The organism is Streptococcus sp. 27098_8_22 (genome assembly GCF_041432415.1).
Taxonomy (GTDB): Bacteria; Bacillota; Bacilli; order Lactobacillales; family Streptococcaceae; genus Streptococcus; species Streptococcus pseudopneumoniae_M.
In genome coordinates, this window is record NZ_JAPVZP010000002.1 from 285,806 (window position 1) to 310,616 (window position 24,811).

The 24,811-nt window shown below is 36.4% G+C and carries 22 protein-coding genes, 1 other RNA gene and 1 pseudogene; 1 reads left to right on the forward strand and 23 read right to left on the reverse strand.

Annotated elements, in window-relative coordinates:
- Positions 1-133: 133 nt before the first annotated feature.
- Positions 134-481, forward strand: a transfer-messenger RNA (tmRNA) gene (gene ssrA, locus O3633_RS05045).
- A gap of 215 nt (positions 482-696) precedes the next feature.
- On the opposite strand, the pseudogene O3633_RS05050 reads toward ssrA, so the two are convergent.
- The 23 genes and pseudogenes from O3633_RS05050 to O3633_RS05160 all read right to left on the reverse strand — a co-directional run.
- Positions 697-1,533 (reverse strand): annotated as a pseudogene (locus tag O3633_RS05050) (IS630 family transposase).
- 151 nt (positions 1,534-1,684) lie between these two features.
- Complete coding sequence (ileS, locus tag O3633_RS05055) at positions 1,685-4,477, reverse strand: isoleucine--tRNA ligase (RefSeq protein ID WP_371620602.1); 2,793 nt, start codon at positions 4,475-4,477, stop codon at positions 1,685-1,687.
- Between the two features lie 255 nt (positions 4,478-4,732).
- Positions 4,733-5,518 carry a DivIVA domain-containing protein gene (locus O3633_RS05060; RefSeq protein WP_049530511.1) on the reverse strand — a complete coding sequence of 262 codons (786 nt, stop codon included), beginning with the start codon at positions 5,516-5,518 and terminating at the stop codon, positions 4,733-4,735.
- 9 nt (positions 5,519-5,527) lie between these two features.
- Entirely contained in the window at positions 5,528-6,313 is a 786-nt protein-coding gene (locus tag O3633_RS05065; RefSeq protein ID WP_371620603.1) for a YlmH family RNA-binding protein, read from the reverse strand.
- Entirely contained in the window at positions 6,310-6,573 is a 264-nt protein-coding gene (locus tag O3633_RS05070) for a YggT family protein (protein WP_000576492.1), read from the reverse strand. The genes O3633_RS05065 and O3633_RS05070 overlap by 4 nt, the downstream gene beginning before the upstream one ends.
- Positions 6,573-7,124, reverse strand: a complete 552-nt coding sequence (locus O3633_RS05075; protein ID WP_371620604.1) for a cell division protein SepF — start codon at positions 7,122-7,124, stop codon at positions 6,573-6,575. Before O3633_RS05075 ends, O3633_RS05070 begins: the two co-directional genes overlap by 1 nt.
- 9 nt (positions 7,125-7,133) lie before the next feature.
- Entirely contained in the window at positions 7,134-7,805 is a 672-nt protein-coding gene (locus tag O3633_RS05080; protein WP_075227282.1) for a YggS family pyridoxal phosphate-dependent enzyme, read from the reverse strand.
- 5 nt (positions 7,806-7,810) lie between these two features.
- Positions 7,811-9,067: a cell division protein FtsZ gene (gene ftsZ, locus O3633_RS05085; RefSeq protein WP_371620605.1), complete on the reverse strand. Its 1,257-nt coding sequence runs from the start codon at positions 9,065-9,067 to the stop codon at positions 7,811-7,813.
- Positions 9,068-9,084: 17 nt separating this feature from the next.
- Positions 9,085-10,458 (reverse strand): cell division protein FtsA, encoded by a 1,374-nt coding sequence (gene ftsA / locus O3633_RS05090; protein WP_371620606.1) that lies wholly within the window; start codon positions 10,456-10,458, stop codon positions 9,085-9,087.
- Between the two features lie 241 nt (positions 10,459-10,699).
- Positions 10,700-11,554: a dTDP-4-dehydrorhamnose reductase gene (gene rfbD / locus O3633_RS05095; protein ID WP_371620607.1), complete on the reverse strand. Its 855-nt coding sequence runs from the start codon at positions 11,552-11,554 to the stop codon at positions 10,700-10,702.
- Positions 11,555-11,757: 203 nt separating this feature from the next.
- Positions 11,758-12,807 (reverse strand): dTDP-glucose 4,6-dehydratase, encoded by a 1,050-nt coding sequence (gene rfbB / locus O3633_RS05100; protein ID WP_371620608.1) that lies wholly within the window; start codon positions 12,805-12,807, stop codon positions 11,758-11,760.
- A gap of 11 nt (positions 12,808-12,818) precedes the next feature.
- Positions 12,819-13,412 carry a dTDP-4-dehydrorhamnose 3,5-epimerase family protein gene (locus O3633_RS05105; protein WP_371620609.1) on the reverse strand — a complete coding sequence of 198 codons (594 nt, stop codon included), beginning with the start codon at positions 13,410-13,412 and terminating at the stop codon, positions 12,819-12,821.
- Positions 13,413-14,282: a glucose-1-phosphate thymidylyltransferase RfbA gene (gene rfbA / locus O3633_RS05110; protein ID WP_371620610.1), complete on the reverse strand. Its 870-nt coding sequence runs from the start codon at positions 14,280-14,282 to the stop codon at positions 13,413-13,415.
- 38 nt (positions 14,283-14,320) lie between these two features.
- Complete coding sequence (wecB, locus tag O3633_RS05115) at positions 14,321-15,409, reverse strand: non-hydrolyzing UDP-N-acetylglucosamine 2-epimerase (RefSeq protein WP_049530524.1); 1,089 nt, start codon at positions 15,407-15,409, stop codon at positions 14,321-14,323.
- A 60-nt stretch (positions 15,410-15,469) separates the two neighbouring features.
- A complete protein-coding gene (locus tag O3633_RS05120) occupies positions 15,470-16,915 on the reverse strand; it encodes a flippase (protein WP_371620611.1) in 1,446 nt (481 codons plus the stop codon).
- Positions 16,905-18,839: an HAD-IA family hydrolase gene (locus tag O3633_RS05125; protein WP_371620612.1), complete on the reverse strand. Its 1,935-nt coding sequence runs from the start codon at positions 18,837-18,839 to the stop codon at positions 16,905-16,907. Before O3633_RS05125 ends, O3633_RS05120 begins: the two co-directional genes overlap by 11 nt.
- Positions 18,840-18,937: 98 nt before the next feature.
- Positions 18,938-19,840 (reverse strand): glycosyltransferase family 2 protein, encoded by a 903-nt coding sequence (locus tag O3633_RS05130; RefSeq protein ID WP_371620613.1) that lies wholly within the window; start codon positions 19,838-19,840, stop codon positions 18,938-18,940.
- Between the two features lie 7 nt (positions 19,841-19,847).
- Positions 19,848-21,092 (reverse strand): polymerase, encoded by a 1,245-nt coding sequence (locus O3633_RS05135; protein WP_371620614.1) that lies wholly within the window; start codon positions 21,090-21,092, stop codon positions 19,848-19,850.
- Between the two features lie 18 nt (positions 21,093-21,110).
- Positions 21,111-22,208 carry a glycosyltransferase family protein gene (locus tag O3633_RS05140; RefSeq protein WP_371620615.1) on the reverse strand — a complete coding sequence of 366 codons (1,098 nt, stop codon included), beginning with the start codon at positions 22,206-22,208 and terminating at the stop codon, positions 21,111-21,113.
- A gap of 9 nt (positions 22,209-22,217) precedes the next feature.
- Positions 22,218-23,099, reverse strand: a complete 882-nt coding sequence (locus O3633_RS05145; RefSeq protein WP_049530530.1) for a glycosyltransferase — start codon at positions 23,097-23,099, stop codon at positions 22,218-22,220.
- 1 nt (position 23,100) lies between these two features.
- A complete protein-coding gene (locus tag O3633_RS05150; protein ID WP_371620616.1) occupies positions 23,101-23,925 on the reverse strand; it encodes a LicD family protein in 825 nt (274 codons plus the stop codon).
- Positions 23,922-24,665, reverse strand: a complete 744-nt coding sequence (locus O3633_RS05155) for a WecB/TagA/CpsF family glycosyltransferase (protein WP_371620617.1) — start codon at positions 24,663-24,665, stop codon at positions 23,922-23,924. Before O3633_RS05155 ends, O3633_RS05150 begins: the two co-directional genes overlap by 4 nt.
- A gap of 3 nt (positions 24,666-24,668) precedes the next feature.
- On the reverse strand, positions 24,669-24,811 hold a 143-nt coding region (locus tag O3633_RS05160), incomplete at its 5' end, for a sugar transferase (RefSeq protein ID WP_371620623.1).

Genomic DNA, 24,811 nt, shown 5'->3' on the forward strand with positions numbered 1-24,811 from the left:
TTACTAAGTTAATGACTCTTCATCGCTCTAAACAGCCACTTATAAAACATATACATGACAAAGTGTCATTCCTTTTTTTACTTGACTTTTGCAATTTCCCCTCAGATAAGGTATAATAATTGTATTGTCTTTTGGGGTCGTTACGGATTCGACAGGCATTATGAGGCATATTTTGCGACTCGTGTGGCGACGTAAACGCTCAGTTAAATATAACTGCAAAAAATAACACTTCTTACGCTCTAGCTGCCTAAAAACCAGCAGGCGTGACCCGATTTGGATCGCTCGTGTTCAATGACAGGTCTTATTATTAGCGAGATACGATCAAACTTTGTCTAGCAGTTTGATAAGAGATTTATAGACTCGCAGTTCCTAGGCTTGAGTTATGTGTCGAGGAGCTGTTAAAACAATACATAACCTATGGTTGTAGACAAATATGTTAGCAGGTGTTTGGACGTGGGTTCGACTCCCACCGGCTCCATTATATTTAAAAAAAGGCGGTGGGACAGAAATCGATAGACAAAGTCTCGATTTCGTATTCCCAGCCCCGTGAGGATGATTAGGAGCTTTTTGGAGTCTAAAAGACGAACAAAAAGTCCAATCAGCTATCGCGTCAAAGTTTGATTGCTAATAAAAAGTGAGGTCGGGATCTTTTGTCCCAACCTCTTTTTTGTTTGCTTAGTTTACAAATATATATAGTCAATTGAAACAAGAATAAGACGACAGAGACTCGTAAAAAGTATTGCAACTTGGTAATACCTTTTTGAGGTGCTTTTTGATATGAGCTCATGTTTTCTCAATAGGATTGTACTCAGGTGAGTAGGGAGGAAGGGGTAAAAGTTTATGCCCAAACTCTTCCCATAAGAGCTCTATCTTACCCATTCTATGGAATCTTGCATTATCCATAATAATAACTGATGGTTTGTTTAATGTTGGTAAGAGAAACTTCTGAAATCAAGCTTCAAAAAATTCGCTTGTCATCGTCTCTTCGTAAGTCATTGGAGCTATTAACTCACCATTTGTTAGCCCTGCAACCAAAATCCTCTGATATCTTCTTCCAGATACTTTACCTTTTATTAGCTGACCTTTTAAAGAGCGACCATATTCTCGATAAAAATAAGTATCGAATCCTGTTTCATCAATATAAATAGGTGCTTTGAACTATTAAAATGTTTAAGAAATAAAGCTACTTTTTCTGGGTCTTGTTCATAGTAGGTGTGGTTCTTTTTTTCGAGTGAACCCCATAGCTTTGAGAGCATAGTGAATGGTAGTTGGATGACAGTTAAATTCAGAAGCTATTTCAGTCAAATAAGCATCTGGATTGTCAGCAAGATAGGTTTTAAGTCTATCTCTATCAACTTTTCTTGGTTTTGTTCCTTTTACTTGATGGTTTAGCTCTCCTGTTTTCTCTTTTAGTTTTAACCAGCCATAAATGGTATTACGTGAGATTTGGAAAACGTGTGATGCACCTGTTATACTACCTGTTCGCTCACAATAAGCGAGAACTTTTTTACGAAAATCTATTGAATATGCCATAAGAAGATTATACACGTTATGTACTGTTTTTGTTTCAATTAGCTATACAATAAGAGAACGACTCAAAATTAAAAAGCTAGAGTTCCACAATTGGGAACCTCTAGCTTTTTGTGGCTGAGAACTATTTTGTCTCAGACTCCAGTATATAAAATTATTTAGCTTCAAATCCTTCTGCTACTGCGTCCGCAAAGTTTTCTTCAACGATGCTTGCGCAGTGGTCACAGATAGTTGCATTGTAATGACGTTCTGCTGTTGTCGGGTCGATACGACGGCAACGGTCACACACTTCACCAGCTGCACGTTCTACAGTGAAAGCTACATCTTCAAAGGCTACTGCACCTTCTGGAGCTGCACCTTCTGCGATAGTCAATTCTGAGACGATCAAGAGTTGAGCAACATTGCTATCAAGAGCTCCAAGAAGAGTTTTAACCACTTCATTTGGATAAACTGTCAAGTGAGCTTCAAGTGATTTACCAATCACTTTTTCATTACGCGCTTCTTCCAAGGCTTTTTGAGCTTGTCCACGGAAGTCCATGAAGGCTGACCAGGTATCTAATATTTCTTCTTGGTTGGCAAAAGTCTGAGCTTCTGGTAATTCTGATAATTGGACGAAGTCTTCTGCCTCAAACTCAAGATATGACCAGATTTCTTCAGCAGTGTGAGGAAGAATTGGAGTCAAGAGTTTAGTGATTTTCACCAAAACATCATAGAAGACAGTTTGCATTTGACGGCGTTCCAATGATTTGGCACCTTCGATGTAGACAACGTCTTTGGCGAAGTCAAGGTAGAAGGCTGACAAGTCAACGTTGATAAAGTTCACTAGTGCTTTATAGATTGTCAAGAATTCAAAGTCAGCATAAGCATCACGAATTGTCTTAACAAGTTGGTTAAAGCGAATAGTCATGTACTTGTCAACTGAACGAAGTTCTTCGTAAGCAACTGCATCCTCAGCTGGGTTAAAGTCAGATGTGTTAGCAATCAAGAAACGAAGAGTGTTACGGATCTTACGGTAAGTTTCAGAAACTTGGCTCAAGATATCCATTGAGATACGCACGTCATTGCTTGAGTCAACACTTGTTACCCAGAGACGCAAGATTTCCGCACCAAATTGTTTCTCAACATCGCTTGGAGCAATGGTATTTCCAAGAGATTTAGACATCTTTTCACCTTTACCGTCAAGGGCAAATCCTTGTGACAAGATTTGTTTGTATGGTGCCACACCATGGTTAGCCACAGATGTGATAAGAGAAGAGTTGAACCAACCACGGTATTGATCTGAACCTTCAAGGTAGAGGTCAGCTGGGTATTTGAGTTCTGGACGGTTAACCACGACACCATTCCATGATGAACCTGAGTCAAACCATACGTCCATGATGTCTGTTTCTTTCTTGAACTCGCCATTTGGTGAACCTGGATGTGTAAATCCTTCTGGCAAGAGGTCTTTAGCATCACGTTCCCACCAGACGATGGAACCATGCTCTTCAAAGAGTTGAGCTACATGCTCAATCGTTTCAGCTGTCATGATTGGTGTGCCGTCTTCAGCATAGAAGATCGGAAGTGGAACACCCCAAGCACGTTGACGTGAGATTACCCAGTCACCACGGTCACGAATCATGTTGTAAAGACGAACTTTCCCCCATTCTGAGTGGAATTTCACTTTTTCAATTTCATCCAAGATTTCTTGACGGAATTTTGATACAGAAGCAAACCATTGTGGCACTGCACGCCAGATGATTGGTTTTTTCGTACGCCAGTCAAATGGGTATGAGTGAGAGATTTCTTCTTGAGCAAGAAGGAGGTTGCCTAGTTTCTCGATAACAGTTGGAACCACCTTGTCATAGAATTGACCTTCGAACTCAGCGCCAGCATTAGCCATCATGATTCCGCGTTCGTTAACTGTCACAGCAACTTCAAGACCATTAGCCACACCAACATTGTAGTCGTCCTCACCAAAACCAGGAGCTGTATGGACGATACCTGTACCAGAGTCAGTTGTAACGTGGTCACCAAGGATAACGAGTTCATCTACTGCAGTATCCCATGGGTGTTCTGTCACGATATGGTTCAATTCTTGACCACGATAAGTAGCCAAAACTTGAACATCAGTCCAGCCAAATTTCTCAGACAAGCTGTTCAACAATTCAGCAGCAACCACAAACTTACGAGTTTCACCAGCAGGTTGAACCAAAACGTAATCAATATCCGCACCAACAGTCAAACCACGAGAAGCAGTGATAGTAAATGGAGTTGTTGTCCAAACAACGATGTAAGTATCAGTGTCTAGGACACCTTTGCCATCCTTGATCTTATTGGCATAGTACAGTGATGTTGAAACCAAGTCATGGTATTCAATTTCTGCTTCAGCAAGAGCTGACTCAGATGACCATGACCAGTAAACTGGCTTGGCACCACGGTAGATATAGCCCTTGTTAGCCATCTCGCCGAAGACACGAATTTGCGCTGCTTCATAGTCAGGGGTCAAAGTTACATATGGATTTTCCCAGTCACCAGAAACACCTAAACGTTTGAAGTCTTCGCGTTGTTTATCTACTTGAGAAAGAGCGTATTCACGGCAAAGTTTCAAGTATTCAACCAAATCCATCTCTTTGCGTTTAACACCTTGTTTTGCCAAAACTTGCTCGATTGGTAGTCCGTGTGTATCCCAACCTGGGATGTATGGCGCGTAGAATCCTGACATAGACTTAGAACGAACAATGATATCTTTTGAAATCTTGTTCATAGCATGACCAACGTGGATATTTCCGTTAGCGTACGGAGGTCCATCATGAAGAGTGAAGTGAGGTTTCCCTTCATTCAACTCTTGACGACGTTGGTAGAGCTTTGCTTCTTCCCACTCTTTTTGCCAGACTGGCTCTTTGGTTGGAAGTCCTGCACGCATTGGGAAATCTGTTTTCCCTAGATTTAAAGTTTCTTTGAGTTTCATGATATCTCCTTTATGATATAGACAAAATAAAAACCACGACTCGCTAAAAAGGACGAAAATCGTGGTACCACCTTTATTCGGAAAAAGACTCAGTCTTTCTCCCTCTTTTCCCGTAACGTGGGGAACGTCAAATCCTACTAACTTCAGACTTGATAGCTTGAGAGGATAATCTGATCAACAGGGATTGTAGGGCTTCCACCATCTCCTACTCGCTGAAAATATGTTTGATTAGATCTTGTTCTCAGATTTTCTTTCTTATAAAAGATCAATAGATTCCGTCAAGGGTGTTGGTTGAGAATTTTGGTTTGAAGAAACGACTTCTTCTACTACTGAGCTAGCAGTATCTGGCTTTGTTTCTTTTTGTGATTCAGCCAATTCTCGATTAGCTGCTTCAATGCGGGCTTGGAGCTCTGCTACTTCTTCAGGTGAAAACTGACGGGTCATGTCAATCGGCTCTTCATCCTGATAGGTAGAAACATCTTCACCCAAAACTTCTCCAACAACTTCTTTAAAAGCTTCGTCACTGGTTTGTAAATAAGTCGCTGTCGGACGTAAAATTTCTTCCCAGTCGGATGAATCTACAATAGCTAATTGACTCTCAATCGTAGATTTCAAACGTTGATGGAAGACACGGCTCTTATTCTTCAATTCTTCCGTCTCTACGGCAACCTTCTTAGCATTATCCGTAGCTTGACGCAAGATTTCATTAGCCTTATACTTAGCCTCATCAAGCAGACGCTGGGCATCTTGTTCAGCCTGTTTAAGGATATTTTGAGAGCGTTCATTAGCAGCTTGTTTGACACGTTCTGCAGTATCTTGAGCGATCAATACAGACTGGCTCAATGACTCCTTAATCTCATCAAAATAAGACAAACGTTCCTCTAAATTTTTAATGTGTTGTTCTTTTTCGTGATTGCTACGAACAAGTGTTTCATAGTCACGAACAACAATATCTAGAAATTCATCAACTTCTTCAGGATTAAACCCTCTAAATTTGGTACTAAAGGTTTTATCCTTGATTTCTAACGATGTAATTGGCATATTTTCCCCTCACTTACTTAATAATAGTTGAACTATCAATTTTTTCTTATCTTTTTTAGTCTGGCCATTTTCTTTGAGTAAGATCATTCGCCCAAAGCGTCTGACACTTACCAAATCACCAATCTGAACCTGATAATCAGATTTTTCAACCAGATGGTAATTTACCTGAACATATTTTCTTTCTAATAAATCGGCTGTCTGGGAGCGAGATAATTTCAGAACATTCGATAAGAAGGCATCCAAGCGCATGCTCGGAACTAAAACTTCTCTTTCCTGATAGTCATTTTTGGATTCTAATAATTCTTCAAAAGGCCTTACTTCTAGTTTTACAGGTAATCTAGCAACCTTTTGAATTCCATCCTGGAAGAGGGAAACAAATTTCCGGTCCACAATGATTTGCGCTCTATTCTCCGTTACTAATATATCACCAAATAACTTGCGATCAATTCCCAAACGATTCAGAACGGTTCCTAAAATCTTGGAATGGGTCAATTGGTCAAACTTACTAGAATAAACAATCTCAAGCAATTCCATTTCAAAATCCGCTAAAGTCGGTACGAAATAATCTGGTGCAAGAAGCACACGACTATACTCGCTAGGTACAGAATCATTGCTTGAAAAAACTTGAATCCCTTGATGATTCCCCAATGTCTTTAAAATAAAGACCTGATGGGGGTTGATAAAGGGAGTTAGGATGGGAGCGTAGTGCTCTTCGACCTGCCTAAGCCACTCCAATCCTTTATCAATGAAAGGAATATCCTCGACTGAGAAATGCTGATAAATATCTTTTCTCATGCTAGTATATAAAGAAAACGGATCAAATAGTTTCCAAGTAAATGAACTAAAATGACCGCCACCCAAACTGAAAAATCAATACCACCAATACTTAGGGGCAGACGTCTCAAGGGTTGAAGGATCGGTTTGACTAAGCTAGTCAACAAACGACCTAGTGCTGTATCATAGGCATTGGGAAACCAAGATAATAGAGCAAAAGCTACAAGTATCCATGAATAGATAGTTGCAGCATTCTGAATAAAACGAATTAGAAAAATCATTACTTCACTCGATTTCTCTTCATATCAAAGTCAAACTCTTCACCGTGAGAACCATCAGGCAAGCGAATGTCTTCAATATTAACCACAACTCCTACTGGTGTCAAAAGGTACATAGTATTTGCGACTTTCCTTAATTCACCAGCCAGCACATAACGAGCACCATCTAAGTAATCTAGACAACGACGTGCTTGTACTTCAGTCATATATTGGAAATCAATTAGAATACTTTCATTTCCTGTTAACAAATCAACAATATCAGTTGCATCTTCGTAGCGGCGAGGATAACGAACAGCAATGGTTACCTTTTCTGCACCTCGGTGACTCTGCATCGCCAATTCTTGTTGACGAGCGTGAAGACGGGTAATATTCTTTTCTTTCGAATTCACTTGTGAAGTTTGTGGTAACTGTTGAGCTCGTGGAAATTCTTCCTTTGGAGCCGAAACTGAAGTTAAGGTTTGTTCAGACTTTAACTCAGCAACGTTCGGTGCCACCTCTTCTCCATCTTCAGTGAAATAATCTATAAACTTATCAAATTTATCTTTTAGTGACATGGTTATTTCCTATTTAAAAAATGCTGTACCGATTCGAACGAAAGTTGAACCACATTGAATCGCTTCTTTGAAGTCTCGACTCATACCCATACTTAGTTCTGTCATCGGCATATTGGGGAGATGTTTTTCTTGAATGGTTTTTTGCAATTCTTGCGTTTCTTTAAATATCTCTAGTAATTCTTGACTAGTTGCTTCAAATGGAGCCATGGTCATCAGACCCACATACTCAATCTGGTCTAATTCTGAAAGTTCGGGTAAGAGGGCTAACAATTCTTCTTTCGAAAAACCGTGCTTACTTTCTTCCTTAGAAATATTTACTTGCAAAAAGCACTTAATCTTGTGGTCCGCTCGTTTTTGAATTTCCTGAGCTAGCTTTAAGGAATCTAAAGCATGAAAATAATCCACATAAGAAATCACTTCCTTGACTTTACGTCTCTGTAAGGTTCCAATCAAATGCCAGGTAAGATTCTTATCACTCAGAGCATGATACTTGTCAAGAAATTTATCAACACGGTTCTCACCAATGTGTTGCACTCCTTGCGAAACCAAAGCTGAGGCTGTTTCAACATCTACATATTTGGTCACCGCAATCACAGAAACCGAATCGTTTTCACGACCGGCTTCCTGAACTGCATTCGATATCTGTTGAAAAACAAGGTTCGTATTTTCTTTTAAATTCATCTTCATTAACGATTTTTAAAGAATGGTGGTGTTTCCAACTCATCTTCATCTGTTGCCGCTGGAACTTCAAAGCGTTCCACTGGAGAAACAACTGGTTCTCCTTGACGAACAATAGCATCGCGTCTCAAGTCCCAGTCACCGAAGGCTGATGTCTTTGGTGCTTCTTGACGGCGATAACTTGGAGTTGGAATTTCTGCTGTATCAGCCATATCAAAATTACGATCAAAAGTTTGTGCATGGCTAGTTCGAGCAGGTTCACGGCGAGTTGCTTGGCGTGGTTGAGCAGTTACAACTTTCTCAACTTTATCCTGACGTACTCCTGTCGCAACAACAGTCACGCGGATTTCGTCTTTCATTGTCTCATCAATAGATGTTCCAAGCCAGATGTTAACACCATGACCAGCTGCTTGGTTCACAATTTCTGATGCTTCTTCAGCTTCAATCAAAGTCAAGTCCAAGCCGCCAGTTACGTTGATAATCACATCTTCTGCTCCATCGATAGTTGTTTCAAGAAGTGGTGAGTAGATTGCTTTACGAGCAGCTTCTACAACACGTTCTTCACCGCTACCGATACCAATACCCATGAGGGCATTTCCTTTGTTAGCCATAACAGTCTTAACGTCTGCAAAGTCCAAGTTAATCAAACCAGGATTTGTAATCAAATCTGTAATCCCTTGTACACCTTGACGAAGAACGTTATCTGCTTCACTCAATGCTTCAAGAAGTGGAGTTTTCTTGTCAACAATTTCTAGCAAGTTGTTGTTTGAGATAATCAAGAGTGTATCAACATGCTCACGAAGTTCGTTAATCCCTTCGATGGCAAATTGTCCACGTTTGCTTCCTTCAAAACCAAATGGACGAGTAACAACACCGACTGTCAAAGCACCAAGACTTTTTGCAATACGAGCGATAACTGGTGCAGCACCTGTACCAGAACCACCACCCATACCAGCAGTGATGAAGACCATGTCAGCACCGCTGATCGCTTCTGTCAATACTTCTTCGCTTTCTTCTGCCGCTTTACGACCAACTTCAGGTTGACCTCCTGCACCAAGTCCGCGAGTCAATTTAGGGCCGAGCTGAATAACTGTCTCAGCTTTTGTACTGCTCAAAGCTTGTACATCTGTGTTGGCTGCGATAAATTCAACGCCAGAAACGCCTTCGTCAACCATACGGTTGATGGCATTTCCACCACCACCGCCGACACCGATTACTTTAATTACTGCACCTTGTGCTGCTGCTGTATCAAATGAAAATGTCATATTTATATTCCTCTATTTTATTCGTCAAACATGCTTCCAATCAAGCTACGGAAACGATCCGTTAATTTACCTTTGCTCTTTTCTTCTGATTGAAGAGGAGCTACTGGTTCAACAGATTGAGTTGTTTCGGGCTCAGGAGTTGTCACTGTATTAAATACTGGTCGTGGAGAAACAGGTGAAACTGGTTGAGCTGGACTTCTAAAGTCAATCGGTTGGTGACGTAAACTTTCGTCACCTCGAATTGCTCGTTGTGCCAAAATATTCACTTCAGTAAGACTACCAGCGAATTCTGACAAGCTGATGACATGAGCAAAAGCAGGATTGCGAATACCTACTTGATTTGGTACGAATAACTTAACTCGTACTCCAAATACTTCTTGGGCCAATTCAACGACACCTGGAAGAAGGGCATTTCCACCAATCAAGACAATACCTCCTGGCAAGTCTAACAGGTGACGTCTTTCCAGGTCTTGCTTAATTTGCTCAAAAATGTGCTTGATTCTTGCTGAAATAATCTCAGCCAAGTATTCTTCAGTCACTTCAACTGGTTCCACTTCACCGATCACTTCAACTTGGAAAGTTTCCTTGCTAGCTAGTGGTGGGTAAGCTTCACCGTAGTTCAATTTTAGACCTTCTGCAATTTTCTTAGAAGTCCTGAGAACTTTTGAAATGTCTTTTGTGACATAATCGCCACCCTCTTGGTTGACATTTGTATATTGAAGTTCTTGGTTGCGAATAGTGGCAACAGTCGTTTGGCCACCACCCATGTCGATAACAGTCGCACCAAACTCACGTTCACCTTCATTCAAGACAGAGTGAACCATTGCAAGAGGTGAAATAATCACGTTATCGACTTGAACGCCTACACGCTCAACAGTTTTACGAAGATTGTGGAGGATCGTACGTGGGCCAGTGTACAAGAGACCGCGCATTTCCAAACGCACACCCATCATCCCGCGAGGATCACGAATTCCTTGGAATCCATCAACGACAAATTCCTCTGGAATAAAGGTGATAACTTCACGGTCTGGAGTCATACTCTTAGTCAAGGCTGATTTGACAACATTTTCGACATCTTGATCCGTAATTTCTTTTGTATCTGATGTCACTGGAATCATGCCTTGAGTTGGCTCCACTTGTAGCAAATTAGCTGGCAAACCAACATTTACAGACTTGATTGAAATTCCTGCTTTTTCTTCTGCTTGAGAAATTGCAGACTTAATAGCAGTCGCTGCTGCTTCGATGTCAACGATAATCCCATCTTTGACACCTTTACTTTTGGCATTGCTCACGCCAATTACATTTACTTCACCATTTACAAGCTCTGCAACCAACACTTTAATAGAGCTAGTTCCGATATCTAAGCCTGTAAAAAAACCATTTCTAGTCATTACACTGCGTCCTCTCTATCTTCCCAGTTTCACACTTCTATTTTTAATAGCTACACCAAGGTATAACTACTCACAAAATATTATAACACAAAAAAAACATTCGTGCTCGAATTTTCTAACATTTAAACAAGCTTTTTCTTGAAATTTTATAATTATCCGATGATTTCATCAGTGAGTAAATAAAAAAGAAAGAGAATCTCTCTTCTCTCTCTTTCTGTATATATTTTGGCCTCCAGTAAGGCTATTTTTTAAGGTCTTGTTTGTAGAATTCTTTCAAGGCATCTTGCCAAGTTGGGATGACAAATCCAGTAGCTTTGGCTTTTGCAAGGCTCATCGTTGAGTTTAGTGGACGTTTAGCTTTGGCAGGAAATTGGCTTGAGTCCACTGGCTTGACTTCAACGTCTGTATTCTTCAAAATTTCAACCGCAAAGTCATACCAAGTTATGTCTTCCGTTGCATCATTTGACAAATGATAATAACCAAATTCCTTGCGATTTTCAGCTAGGAAAGTTATGAACTCGGCCAAGGTACGCGTCCAGGTTGGACGGCCATGTTGATCATTTACAACTGTCAAGGTCTTATGAGTTTTAGCTAGATTTTGCATCGTGAAGACGAAGTTTTTGCCGTAATTTCCAAAAACCCAGGCAGTACGAATAATATAGTAGTTTGAAACGTGTTTCTCTACAAGCTCCTCTCCCATACGCTTAGTACGACCATATTCAGTTTGTGGGTCTGGTCGGTCATCGACTTCCCATTCTTGTCCGACTGGCTTCTTACCATCAAAGACATAATCTGTAGAGATGTAGACTAGAGTTGCTCCATACTTTTCGGATGCTTTTGCGACATTTTCTGTCCCCGTCACATTGATGGCGAAATCCAATTCCTTCCCTTCATCCTCTGCTGCATCAACAGCGGTGTAGGCTGCACAATGGTATACTAAAGTCGGTTTCACTTGGGCAAAAACTTTCTCCACCATTTCTGCATCGGTAATATCCATCTCAGCCACATCAACCGCAACATATTCTTCATTACGCTCATCTAATAAATAACGAAGTTCAGTTCCTAATTGGCCATTTGCTCCTGTAATTAAAATCATCTTTCTTCCTTTCACCTGATTCACAATTCTTCGGTATAGCAATAGAGGTTGGGACAAAAATCCCTACCTCACTTTTATTTGCAATCAAACTTTGACGCGGTAGCTGATTGGACTTTTTGTTCGTCTTTTAGACTCCAATCATCTTCGCGGGGCTGGAACTAGGAAATCGAGATTTTGTCTATCGATTTCTGTCCCACCGACTTTTATTTTTCAAGAACCTCTTGTGTTTTAGCGTAGTTGGCTTCAACAGCTTCTTTTTCTCCTTGCCACCACTCTTGGTTATCTTTGTACCATTGAATGGTTTCTTTGAGACCTTGTTCGAAATTTGTGAATTCTGGTTTCCAACCCAACTCATCACGGAGCTTGCTTGCATCAATCGCATAACGAAGATCATGTCCTGCACGGTCAGTCACATGATCATAGGCATCAGCAGGTTGTCCCATTTCCTTAAGGATTAGCTCCAAAACTTCCTTGTTGTTCTTCTCGCCATCAGCACCAATCAAGTAGGTTTCACCAATTTGTCCTTTTGTCAAGATTGTCCAAACACCTGAAGAATGGTCATTGGTATGAATCCAGTCACGAACGTTCTTTCCTTCACCATACAGTTTGGGCTTAATTCCACTTAGGATGTTGGTAATCTGACGTGGGATAAATTTTTCAATGTGTTGATAAGGACCATAGTTATTTGAACAGTTGGAAATCGTTGCCTTGACTCCAAAAGAACGTACCCAGGCTTTGACAATCAAGTCTGAAGCTGCCTTAGTTGATGAGTAAGGAGAGCTTGGATTGTATCTGGTATCAGCGGTAAATTTCTCACCTGGACCTTCACCATGACCTGGCAAATCCTCACGTAGAGGGAGATCCCCATATACTTCATCTGTAGATACATGGTGGAAGCGAATATCATATTTGCGAGCTGCTTCCAAAAGAGTATAGGTTCCGATGAAGTTGGTATGGATAAATGGCGATGGATCATTGAGCGAATTGTCATTGTGACTTTCCGCCGCATAGTGAACGATAGCATCCGCTTGAGCTGCCAGCTTGTCTACCAACTCTGCATCAGCAATATCACCAACAACTAACTCAACACGATCACCTAAAATTTCCTCAATATTCGCGCGATTTCCAGCATAGGTCAACTTATCCAAGACTGTCACGTGAACATCTGGAAAATTCTTGTAAACATAGTGGACAAAGTTGGAACCGATAAAACCAGCCCCACCTGTCACGATAATATTTTTGTATTCAGTCATATTCTTTCCTTCTACAAATCCTCTTTTTTCAAAGGTTTTACATCCTTAAGTAGTGGATGATTTTTATCTGCTTCTGAAACCTCTGCTTCTGCAAGATTTTCCCATTCAATACCAAGGCTCGGATCAGCGTAGTTCACAAAGGCATACTTGGGTTTGAGTTCAAGAGCCCAGTAATCATTGACCAGATAACTATAAGAAACTGTATCTGACAGAACTTGAAAGCCATTGGCCACGCCTCGAGGAACAAAAATTCCCTTGCTAGCATCAATAACCGTCTGATAAGTATTCCCAAAGGTTTCGCCCTCGCGTAGATCAACCCAAGAGCCCAGAACTTTCCCACCATCTGCTACAGAGATGTACTTATCCCAAGGCTCTGCGTGGAGACCACGTAGGACATTTTTGCGTGAGAAAGATACATTGTTTTGCAATTTTCCTTCTGCAAAGAAAGACTCTGGAAAGCCAAGTGGGAGCATTTTTTCCTTTTGGAAATTTTCTTTAAACCAACCACGATTATCACCATGAACGGGGATATCGAACTCCAACATACCTGGAATAGCTTCAATCTTGCGTGCTGCAAGCGTCTTACCGAAAAAATTATCTGTCATCTATGCTTCTCCTATCAAACGGAGCAAATACTGTCCGTATTCATTTTTCTTAAGCGGTTGGGCTAAGGCCAATACATCTTCTCGACTGATATAGCCCATGCGATAGGCAATTTCTTCCAAGTTCGCCACCTGAACATTTTGCATCCGTTGGACTGTTTCGATGTACTGTGAAGCCTCTAGCAAACTTTCATGAGTGCCAGTATCCAACCAAGCAAAGCCACGCCCCATAACCTCAACGGATAAATCTCCACGATCTAGGTAAGCCTTGTTGACATCTGTAATTTCCAATTCACCACGCGGGCTTGGTTTTATATTTTTGGCAATTTCTACCACATCATTATCGTAGAAATAGAGACCTGTAACTGCATAATTTGAACGAGGATGCTCTGGTTTTTCTTCAATAGAAATAGCGTTCATATCTTCATCAAACTCAACAACGCCAAAGCGTTCTGGATCCTTCACATGATAGCCAAAGACAGTCGCTCCTGACTCCTTACTAGCTGCCTTTTGTAGCATCTTCGAAAGGCCAGGACCATGATAGATATTGTCACCTAAGATCAGAGCAACACTATCATCACCAATAAACTCTTCCCCAATGATAAAGGCTTGTGCCAAACCATCTGGACTCGGTTGCTCTGCATAAGACAGTTGAATCCCAAATTCAGAGCCATCTTGCAAAAGTTCTTTGAAACGAGGCAAATCTTGAGGAGTCGAGATAATCAAAATATCCTTAATCCCAGCCAACATCAATGTTGAAAGTGGATAGTAAATCATCGGTTTATCATAAACCGGCATCAGTTGTTTTGATGCAGCTCGAGTCAACGGATATAAACGTGTCCCCGAACCACCCGCGAGAATAATACCTTTCATAATAGGGTACCTTTCTATATTACTTTACCTAGCCTCGCTTAAATTCCGCGTAAAATACGAACTATCTGTTTACTAGCATCACCATTTCCATAAGGATTACTAGCTTGACTCATTTTTTTATATTCTTCGGAATCGTCTAAAAGCATCTTAAAGTTTTGATAAATAGTCTCCTCATCAGTTCCAACCAATTTCAATGTTCCGGCAGCTACTCCTTCTGGTCTTTCTGTCGTATCTCGCATGACCAATACAGGCTTTCCTAAAGAAGGAGCCTCTTCCTGAACTCCTCCTGAATCAGTTAAAATCATGTAACTATGATTCATGAAATTATGAAAATCAAGAACATCCAAAGGTTCAATAATCTGAATACGTTCTGTGTCTCCAAAAATTTCCGCAGCTGTTTCACGCACCAAGGGATTTTTATGAATTGGATAAATTACCTTAACATCATCATATTCATTTAAAACTCGTTTAACAGCTCTAAACATGTGTTTCATAGGTTCTCCGAGATTTTCACGTCTATGAGCAGTTAGTAGAATAAGACGGGTGTCAACGTTTAAATCTAAATCAGGGTGTGTATAATCCTTTTGTACTGTAGTTGTAAGTGCATCAATAACTGTATTTCCAGTTACATAAACATTCTCTCTACCCTCTTTTAAAAGATTTTCTTTAGCCAATTCAGTTGGAGCAAAATGATAATTTGCAATAATAGAAGTCGATTGTCTATTAAATTCTTCTGGGAAGGGACTTTGCAGGTTGTAAGTTCGTAACCCAGCTTCAACATGGCCAACCTTAATTCCAAGATAAAATGCTGCTAAAGCTGCTGCATATGTTGTAGTAGTGTCACCGTGAACTAGAACAATATCTGGTTGTTCTTCTTCTAAAACAGGTTTAATTTTTTCTAAAATACTTGTTGTTATAGAGAACAAGGTTTGATTAGCTTTCATTATTTCTAAATCATAGTCTGGTTGAACTCCAAACAATTCCAAAACAGGGCTAACCATCTCCTTGTGCTGACCAGTTACACAAACAACTGTTTCCATATCTGCCTGTTTTTTCAACTCATTCACTAATGGACACATTTTTATCGCTTCTGGACGTGTACCAAAAACTAGCATTATCTTCATGATTTCCTCCTAAATCAATAATTAAATTCTTTATTTGTTTATACATTTCAATTTCTGACCAATTTACTTCTTCTTTGCAATAAGAGAAAATAATTGAATCGTCACTTCCTCCTTTAATAAAAGCAGAATTACTAAATATAATGAAAAGAAAGCAAAACCTGCTAGCATTAGAGAATAAAATGGTATAGTTATCGTTATCAGCTGATTCAAAATGATTAGTGGTATTGTAGAAACAACTGTTGCAATTATCACATTAACCAAACTCTTTATCGATATATTTGATACTAAATATTCTTTTGAAAAATGTAGTTGTACCATCATCTGCGACAATTCCGCAAAAAGAGTTGCGACAGAAGCTCCAATAATTCCAAACTTAGGCATTAACAGTAGATTCAAAATAAGATTAATCATAGCACCAATCGTTACTGCAACCATAAAATATTTTTCTCTATTCATTGGAATCAATATTTGATTTCCTGTAATATTCGAAAAACCAGAAATAAGTAAAATTGGCATAAGTATTTGCATGGCTAAAGTCGCAGGAAGATACTGACTTCCTCCTAGTAATAAGATACTATCTTTCGCCTCTACAATAAAGAATACCATCAATGGAATCGCAATAAAAAATATAACCGCAGATGACTCCTTTAATATTTTTCTAAAATTTGAGGTGTCATTTTTACTAATATAAAATGAAAGTCTCGGTAGCAAAACTGCACTAATAGATGTAATAAGAGAAAGCAAAATCCACTTAACCTTTGATGCCACAGAATAGTATCCCACAGCCTCATTACCATTAATAAAACCGAGCATCACTGTATCTAAATTAGTATAAATATTTACTGCAAGTAATGAGGCAAATAAATACCACATTGGTTTAAAATGATGTTTAAATTGTAAATTTTTATATAATTTAATATTAATGAAATGTCGGCTATGCCATAGATTTAAGATATTTGAACTTAGAGAAGAAAACAATGAAATACTAGCAAAAACAATATAATCCTCTGGCCTTTTCACAAGTAGAAAAATCAATATTAATGATAGAATTTTAAACACTACTGACCGGGTAGTAATATAAGTATACTCTTCCATTCCACTATACAACCAATTTAAGGCAAAAGGAGAAGATAAAATTGTCCCACATGTGAGCAATAAGAGTGAAAATTCTTTATTCAATTGTGTTATAAATATAGTCAAAAATAATAGTATTGCAGTTGTTATTATAGACATAGCAACGTTTATAATCATTAACTCCTGCACTACCTTTGACAACTTGTCTCTATCATCTCTAACACTTGCTACTGCTTTGATACCATAAGTTGAAATTCCCAGAGAAGCAAGTAAAATACCATAATTCCCTATTGAACTAAAAAATGAAGTTAAACCTATACCAGTTGGATTCAATATTCTAGATATATAAGGAAAAGTGATTAATGGGAAGATGATATTTGATAGCGTCAGGACAATATTTAATAATGCATTCAACTTTATGGATTTATTCCCCATAATTTTTCAACCTCAATTTCAAATCTAAATATTTCAATAAAAATATAACTCTTGTATATAATTCTGGAATAAATAGGAAATTGACACCACCAAACAATCTATAAACGAAATCAACCCAAAGTAGATCGCTTTTCTCTCTTAATAACGTTTTTAAAGATTTTTTCGTAGTCTTAAGAGTTACTATCTCACCAAAATTTTCAATAACTTTTTCTTTTAAAGATTCAGAAAATGATTGTAACTTAGGTATATAAATACATTCTTTTTTTAGCGACATCATTAGCCATAGATTTTTTTGTTCAAAAGGGAGAAACTTCATTTTCTTATAAGCTTCCAAAATTTCTGAAAATCCAAATACTAACTCTTCTTGATAATCTTTAACTGCCTGATAAATACTCACATGTTTCTTATCATCTTCAAGAATGGGAATAATTTCACTATCTTTTTTATATTTCAAAACTGGACCATGATCTGCTACAAAAATATCTTCATAAAATTCAAAATTTCTACTCACAATATCATAAAATTCCGATTTATTTGGATAATCAGAAAATAATAGACCAGTTTTATCCGTTTTATTTTCTACTGAGTAAACATTGAGCATCAATCCTAGATAATAACCTACTATTCTCTTGTCTGGAAGAGCCTTTTTGATACTATCTTGTATCGTTCCTTTCCAACCCACATCGACTAAATATACTTCATTTTGGTTTTTAGTTAAACGTTCTATATAATCACGTAGTAATTGACTGTCTTTTTTCTCTTTATTGAACTTCGTAATGAACTGAGGATGTTTTTTAAGTTTCTCTAATAAATGATCGTCTACTGTTAATGCATATGTTGGTTTCTCTTTTAAATCTTGACAAATCGATGTGATTTCATTATTAGCAAAGTTCAAGTTTAATAAGAAATTTTGTAATGTAATTTTTTTATATTGACGAAAAATCATCTCAAATTCTTCATTCTCTAAAGAAGTAAAAGAAGAATATAATGTCGATCGTCTAGAAACATAAAAATATTCTGTACAAATCTTTTGATTTTTCCCAAAAAAAGTATCTTGATATATATCAAAAAGTCTTTTCAATAACTGTCCTTCTCTTGAGCAAAAGAGTGCTATTTGAACATCATCTTGAATCATCTTTTTATGCAATTTCGAAATAAAGAATACGATGTCAGCTAAAAAAATATTAAACGGTGCTTTTTTACTGTTAGAAAATAAAATTTGATTATAGAGTCTTACCAACTCTTTCTCTGCTACTGTTATATTTTTATCTATGTATTGTCTATAAATAGCATTTAATCCTAGAGAACGCGGTACTTCATAATCAGATTTATAATTATCTCCTATCATGGTAATGTCTGTAGGATTTAAATTTAATTCTTTCAAAATTAGCTTATATAAATTTCCTGTGGATTTACGGCAAGCTTTCTCACTCGAAATATAGATAGAAGAAAAATAATCAAAAATTTCAAATTTTTTTAATATAGTTTCTATTAATTCTCTATCAGTATAAAAATCCGAAACTAAGATAATCTGTTTTGAATCACTTTTCAATTTTTTTAAAACTTCTTTAATTTCCGAATCCAAGTAAATATGTTGTAATTCAATTTTCAACTCTAGAATTTTAGCTCTATGAATAAACTCTTCTTTCGATGTATTTTTTATCTTATCTTTAATTTCATTATATATTCCAGACAAAAGATCTAGATAACACATTTCTTCAGTGCCTAACTCTTTATTGTTTTCGACACTTTTTCTGATCTTGTATAATATTGCAGGAGATACATCAAAATTCAGCTTCAAAGCCATTTCCTTAGCCCACTGATACAAAGTTTGCTCAGGATGACAATTCCTATGTACAACAGTATCAAAAAAATCAAATGCAACTATTTTTGTTTTTATTTGAGATATATCAAACACTTCCATGTTTCACCTAACTATTTTAAATTATGATCCTATAATGACCACTCTCTTTGCTTATTTAATCTAATTATCTTAGTGCATCTACAGTTATAAGCAGTAACTTATTCGTTTATGAAAATAAATGGATAGGATGGATCAATTCTATTAAATACACCATCTAAATAATATTTATACTTTCTTCTAGAACAATCTCTTCTCAAGAAACAATGATAAAGTTGTTGCAGGAATAAATAGAACAAGAAAACAGTATACCTTAGTTTACTATTTACATTTCTTCGAACAAATACAACTCTATTTCTTGCCATTAAATATTCTTGAAGTCCATTGACCGCTTTTATAGAGACCGAACCTTTATGATAAACATAACTTTGAGTAATACATATATTCTTATAGCCTATTTTTTTAGCTCTATAACACCATTCTGTTTCTTCATAAAATAGAAAATAGCTTTCAGGTATATATCCAATAATTTTCAAGATAGAGGTTTTAAACATCAAACATGCTCCCCCAATATAGTCACTTTCGATTTTAGAAGGAAGTTTGTCTCTCTGAGCACCATGATTTTTTAAAGTTACAATTCCTCTATTAATAAAAATATCACCACCTGTAGATTGTACCAAGTTATTATTTTTATATTCAACTAACACTGGACTAACAAAAGCAACAGAGGAATCATCTTCTAGTTCTCGTTTACACGATTCCAAAAAATCAACTTCAATTAGTGTATCGTTGTTTAATATACAAATGTAATCATATCCATTATCCTCAGCATACTTTATTCCAATATTGTTTCCATTCGCATATCCTCTATTTTCTAAACTAGTAATAATCTTAATAGGGGATAGCGCCCTGGATAACTCTTTGACACTATCATTAACCGAATTATTATCTACAATCACGATGTCATACTCATTTGATTTTATAGTACTTCTCAAACTTTGTACACATTCAATCGTATCTTCATAATTATTATAATTGAGAATAACTATACATACTTTATCCATTATACACCTAATTTTCTATGTCATTTTTTAGCCTATAGTCATAGTAGAATATTAATGCAAGAACAATTGCCAATGAGAAACTTCTCTGCGCGCCAAAGATATTTAAAGAAATTGAAGTAATTATTAAATTAGTTAAGAGTGCAATAAAAAAGGCTCGGTCAACTCTATATTTATCATTTGACATTCTTAGAATTAAATTAATTATCTTATAAAATATATAACCATACATAACAATTGCAGCCACACCAAATTGAACAAATAACTCTAAAAAACCTAAATCATCTAGATACATCTTAACGGCACCTGGCCCAGCCAAAATAAAATTACTATTTATATTACTTGATGTTAGAATTCCAACCCCAAGTTTCCATACATCATTAGCTAATAAACCAAGATAGTATTTCAACTCCCAGTATCTAAATCCTAACCCCATATCAAATGATCCAGTATCTATATTTAAATACGCTTTAATATAATCCAATCCACCTCCATAAACGAATACTATAATTACAGTTATAAAACTTAAAGAGGTGAGCAATATAGAAGTTTTTCTAGAATATACAAACATGAGGAAAATTGAAATCAAAACAGAAACCAGTAGCATTCTTGTCTGATTTACAAATGTTATATACATTAATATCAAGAACAAATAATAAAAGTATTTCCTATTTCCAAATTTAAAATAGAAAAAAGCGGAGATTAGCAAACCTACTATAATTAATGGCGTTCCATCTATTCGTACCGAAAATTCATTTCGATACCACAAATCTCCGAATTCTCTTAAAATAGATGGAAATAATTCAACTTGAAATAATGTATATAAAAACCAAGTGAATGCTCTAATCCCAAGAGAAAACATAAAAATATTGAGTGTATTATCTAAAATTTTTCTCATGTTTTCTTGTTTGTTTTTAAAAAGGTAAATCAATACAAAAAATAGAAAAATCCATATATATTGCCGGGATGCCAGAAAAATATTACTCACACTATAATTATAAAGAGTTTTAGCTCTTAATATCTCATATATAATACATATAGATAAAAAAGTACCATAGATAAAAGCTGATTTAGAAATTCTTTTAGCATTAACAATCAGTATAGGAATCATTAAAAATAAGAGTGCAATAGATAAAATAGTTAATAAGTTTCTGTGCCAATATAAGTTGAGGGAAAACATAAGAAACATTCCCACTGATAGCATCACTGTAAAATAGTATAGAATCTCTATAAATTCAAACTTCTGTCTCTTCATTCATCTCTCCACAAAAAATTACAACTGATTAATCAGCTGATGAATCATCTCCGCTCTTTTTTCCCAAGTATTACTTTTCAAAAAATCTTCTCTAGCTATACTGTCATATTTCAAATTATTATTTTCAATCAATTGCACCAGATTCATTTGGTAATCTGAATAATTTGAATACATGTATACAAATGGTTCAAATCTCAGAATTTCCTTATAACATACCGTAAGTATATTTTTATTAAAATTGATATATTCATATAACTTAACCGGATCCACTGCTTCAACAATATCATTAATTTGAAACGGCATAATCATAACATCTGCATTCTCAATATACTGATAAATCTTCTCGTGTGGTACACTTCCTACATAATGAATTCTATCATGTTCAGGAATAACAGCTTTGCTAATCGGACCAATCAACTTATATTCAATATTATCAAAATCTTCTAAACTTCTTAAAATGATATCAAAATCAAACCAATGACTGATAGTTCCAACATATGCAAGTACAAGCTTTTGGTTATTCTTTTTATGCTGAGTAGGAATGCTTAAGATTTTACCATTATAACCATTTCTAACAACCACTATTTTATCAACCTGTTCTTCCAAGTTATAATCAGAAATAATATTTTCTCTTAATTTCTCACTCGAAACCAAGATTAAATTAGCTCTATTGACCAGTTTCTCTTCTAAATCCTTTAATCGCTGGCGTTCTTCTCTATCTTCTATAAAAGCCACATGATAATCCATACAATCATATATTATTTTTTGCTCTGAATTGTCTACAAGAGAGGCAAACTGCATTGGATTTGTCAAATATACATATTCTGGTTTAAAAGCCTTAACTTTTCTTCGAATATTCCAAGCAACAATTTTATCATTCAGTTTCTTTAGTTTAGGTGACCTATTAACAAAAGGCAGGGCATAAATACGTGATATATTTGTAATGTTAGTATTTCTATCCTCAGTCAACCCTTTTCTATTATACCAATAGCGATACAGAACTAGTATCTCATAAAAATTAGATAAGCTTTCTGCAATAAATTGTGGACGCTGTTTTATCCAATTCCAATCAACATTTGTCACATATAAAATTTTTTTCATCATTTTTTTATTCATTTTTAATAATTACCGACTAATTTTATTTTTCTCCATTAAAGTTAAAAAATAACTAGTGGATTCAAAGTTGCATTTGTTTGAAAACAAAGTTTTTTCTACTAAGTTTGTATAAACCTGATTAGTTGCAACATTTTGATGGTGCAATACCTTAATCTTCGGTGTGTAAATTCTCTTGTATCCTTTTAATTCAGCTTCATAATCTAAAATCTCTGTTTCATAGTAGAAGAAGGTGTTAGGGTTAAAAGCATACTCCTCTTTTTCGATAAAATCTCTCGAATATACAATAAACGAACCATGAAGAATTGGGTTTTCTACCTGTTTTCTATAGTCTACTGATCCTTTTTTACGTCTATTTTGATAGATTGCTGTTCGAAGAGCTTTACTAGCTTTCAACCAACATTTGATTTTTAAAGCTAGACTAACTTGGCTCCCTTTTTTAAATTTTTCATTTAGAGCTTTAACTTCTTCATAAGTATAATGTGTCAACCGTTTTGGGTTTTGGTGAAGTTGGTAAGTAGTCGAGAAGATATCTGGCCCGAGCAAATGGAATTTCTCCTCACTATAGATATCTGTCACGATTTTTTCAAAATCTTCTGTTTCTATCTCAATATCGTTATTCATGATAACCATGAAATCGGGGTTATACTTTTCCTTAGCAAATTGATAAGCTACATTATTTCCACGAGCAAAACCAGCATTTTCATGGTTAATCAAAACATCAATTTCTGAATCTGATTCATAAAGCTCTTGTAGTTTTTCACCAGTACCATTATTAGAGAAATTATCAATAATAACGATTTGCTTTGCATTAGAATTGCCTTCTTTTATAGATTTAACACAAGAAATAGTTTCTTCTAAGACTTTGTAATGCAAAATAATATAACAAAACAAATTAGTGTCCTCCTAAATGCGATTTCTTTTCATCATCACTAGGCTCTTCGTGAAGATAGTTCTCTCCGTAAAGTCTTTTAAGGTAGCGGTCATACTCCGTTGGAACTTTAAAGAAGGTATCCTCAAAAGGCTTCTCTACTCCTTCTCCCCAAATCTCTACCGGCATAACTTCTTTAGCAAATAAAGAAGCATTGATAGTCCCAGCATACTGCTGCTTTTTCCAATCATACTTTTTATAGAGATTATCCAAACGTCTGTATACAGAATTTTGAGGAAATAGTTTTGCAAATCCTAGTTTTTTAAAGAAACCAATAATTAGTTTTTGCTTAGCGGAATGCATATCCACATGGTCGCCAACATAGGTTGTTCCTAAACTTGCTAAAAAACGATACCAGTATACTTTACCAAAGTAAAGCTTTCTTAAAAACGAATGATTTGGAGCACCGTCCAAAGGAATGATATCAATCAAATGCAATCCTAAATTGGTATTTCGTGGCAAGTCCAAACGTTTTCTTTCATCTTCCAAAAGGAATAGGCGAGGAAAGTAGCAATGCAACGTATCACAGTATTGATAAGCAAGAACCTGATATTTGCCTGCGATAATTCTATCCTTAAAAATTTCCGGAAGTCTATCGTAGCCTTCACGAGGTACTGCGATATCCATGTCGTCATCCCATGGAATAAAGCCATCGTATTTGACTGCCCCAAGTACACTACCTCCACGGAGGAAGAAGTCTATATTATTCTCTTTACAAATTTTTTGAAACTCTTTTATAGCATCTAATTCAACTTTTTGAATTAAGCGAATCATCTCTGTCTGGTTCAAAATTTATATCCCCTTTTCGCTTTTAAAACTTTTCTTATAAATGTAACATTTCCTACAAAATATCGTTTAAAGAGACGTTTAGGTTCATTTGCTACACGAAACAACCACTCAAGGTTTGACTTTTGCATCCATAGAGGTGCTCGTTGGATATGACCAGACAAGACATCAAAACTACCACCAACTCCCATAAATACTGAATTGACACCGTTATCCATAAATTTTTGAATAATATATTCTTTTTTAGGAGACGTAATACCAACAAACACAAAATCAGGGTTCTTTTTACGAATATCTTCTTGAATATCTTGCTCATCATCTGCAGAAAAATAACCATTTCTGTGTCCAACAACTATCAAATTAGGATAATCATTCTTAAATGCTTTGAGCATATCTTGTAAAACCTCTTCTTTTGCTCCAAAAAAGTATACTGAATATCCTTTATTATTCGATAACTCTAAAAGAGATTGCATCAAATCAATCCCTGCCACCCGTTCAGGAACAGGTGTACCTAAAAATTTACTTGCAAGAACAACGGAAGCGCCGTCGGCATTTATGATTCCTGAGTCATTAACAATTTTTTTGATTTTCTCATCTGTATGGCACTGATTAATTTTATCAGCATTAACTCCCATTAAGTGTAATGCTCTTTTCCCCAGTACGTATTGTTCAACAGCATCCACTGTTTCACTCATCGTAAGAGGATCAATGTTAATACCTAAAACTTTGATTCTATTTGTCATCCCTTACTTCGCTCCATCTCTCATCAACACAACTTTTACAGTTTTTAGCAATATTTCAAAATCTTTCCAGATGGTCCAATCATCGATATAAGCCACATCCAATTTCACGACTTCATCGAAGTTTGTAATTCCACTTCGACCACTAA

What these genes read in the sequence shown, in the direction of transcription:
- ileS (WP_371620602.1), bottom strand. Translation starts at nt 4,477, where the DNA reads ATGAAACTCAAAGAAACTTTAAATCTAGGGAAAACAGATTTCCCAATG.
- O3633_RS05060 (WP_049530511.1), bottom strand. Translation starts at nt 5,518, where the DNA reads ATGCCAATTACATCGTTAGAAATCAAGGATAAAACCTTTAGTACCAAA.
- O3633_RS05065 (WP_371620603.1), bottom strand. Translation starts at nt 6,313, where the DNA reads ATGAGAAAAGATATTTATCAGCATTTCTCAGTCGAGGATATTCCTTTC.
- O3633_RS05070 (WP_000576492.1), bottom strand. Translation starts at nt 6,573, where the DNA reads ATGATTTTTCTAATTCGTTTTATTCAGAATGCTGCAACTATCTATTCA.
- O3633_RS05075 (WP_371620604.1), bottom strand. Translation starts at nt 7,124, where the DNA reads ATGTCACTAAAAGATAAATTTGATAAGTTTATAGATTATTTCACTGAA.
- O3633_RS05080 (WP_075227282.1), bottom strand. Translation starts at nt 7,805, where the DNA reads ATGAATTTAAAAGAAAATACGAACCTTGTTTTTCAACAGATATCGAAT.
- ftsZ (WP_371620605.1), bottom strand. Translation starts at nt 9,067, where the DNA reads ATGACATTTTCATTTGATACAGCAGCAGCACAAGGTGCAGTAATTAAA.
- ftsA (WP_371620606.1), bottom strand. Translation starts at nt 10,458, where the DNA reads ATGACTAGAAATGGTTTTTTTACAGGCTTAGATATCGGAACTAGCTCT.
- rfbD (WP_371620607.1), bottom strand. Translation starts at nt 11,554, where the DNA reads ATGATTTTAATTACAGGAGCAAATGGCCAATTAGGAACTGAACTTCGT.
- rfbB (WP_371620608.1), bottom strand. Translation starts at nt 12,807, where the DNA reads ATGACTGAATACAAAAATATTATCGTGACAGGTGGGGCTGGTTTTATC.
- O3633_RS05105 (WP_371620609.1), bottom strand. Translation starts at nt 13,412, where the DNA reads ATGACAGATAATTTTTTCGGTAAGACGCTTGCAGCACGCAAGATTGAA.
- rfbA (WP_371620610.1), bottom strand. Translation starts at nt 14,282, where the DNA reads ATGAAAGGTATTATTCTCGCGGGTGGTTCGGGGACACGTTTATATCCG.
- O3633_RS05120 (WP_371620611.1), bottom strand. Translation starts at nt 16,915, where the DNA reads ATGGGGAATAAATCCATAAAGTTGAATGCATTATTAAATATTGTCCTG.
- O3633_RS05125 (WP_371620612.1), bottom strand. Translation starts at nt 18,839, where the DNA reads ATGGAAGTGTTTGATATATCTCAAATAAAAACAAAAATAGTTGCATTT.
- O3633_RS05130 (WP_371620613.1), bottom strand. Translation starts at nt 19,840, where the DNA reads ATGGATAAAGTATGTATAGTTATTCTCAATTATAATAATTATGAAGAT.
- O3633_RS05135 (WP_371620614.1), bottom strand. Translation starts at nt 21,092, where the DNA reads ATGAAGAGACAGAAGTTTGAATTTATAGAGATTCTATACTATTTTACA.
- O3633_RS05140 (WP_371620615.1), bottom strand. Translation starts at nt 22,208, where the DNA reads ATGAATAAAAAAATGATGAAAAAAATTTTATATGTGACAAATGTTGAT.
- O3633_RS05155 (WP_371620617.1), bottom strand. Translation starts at nt 24,665, where the DNA reads ATGACAAATAGAATCAAAGTTTTAGGTATTAACATTGATCCTCTTACG.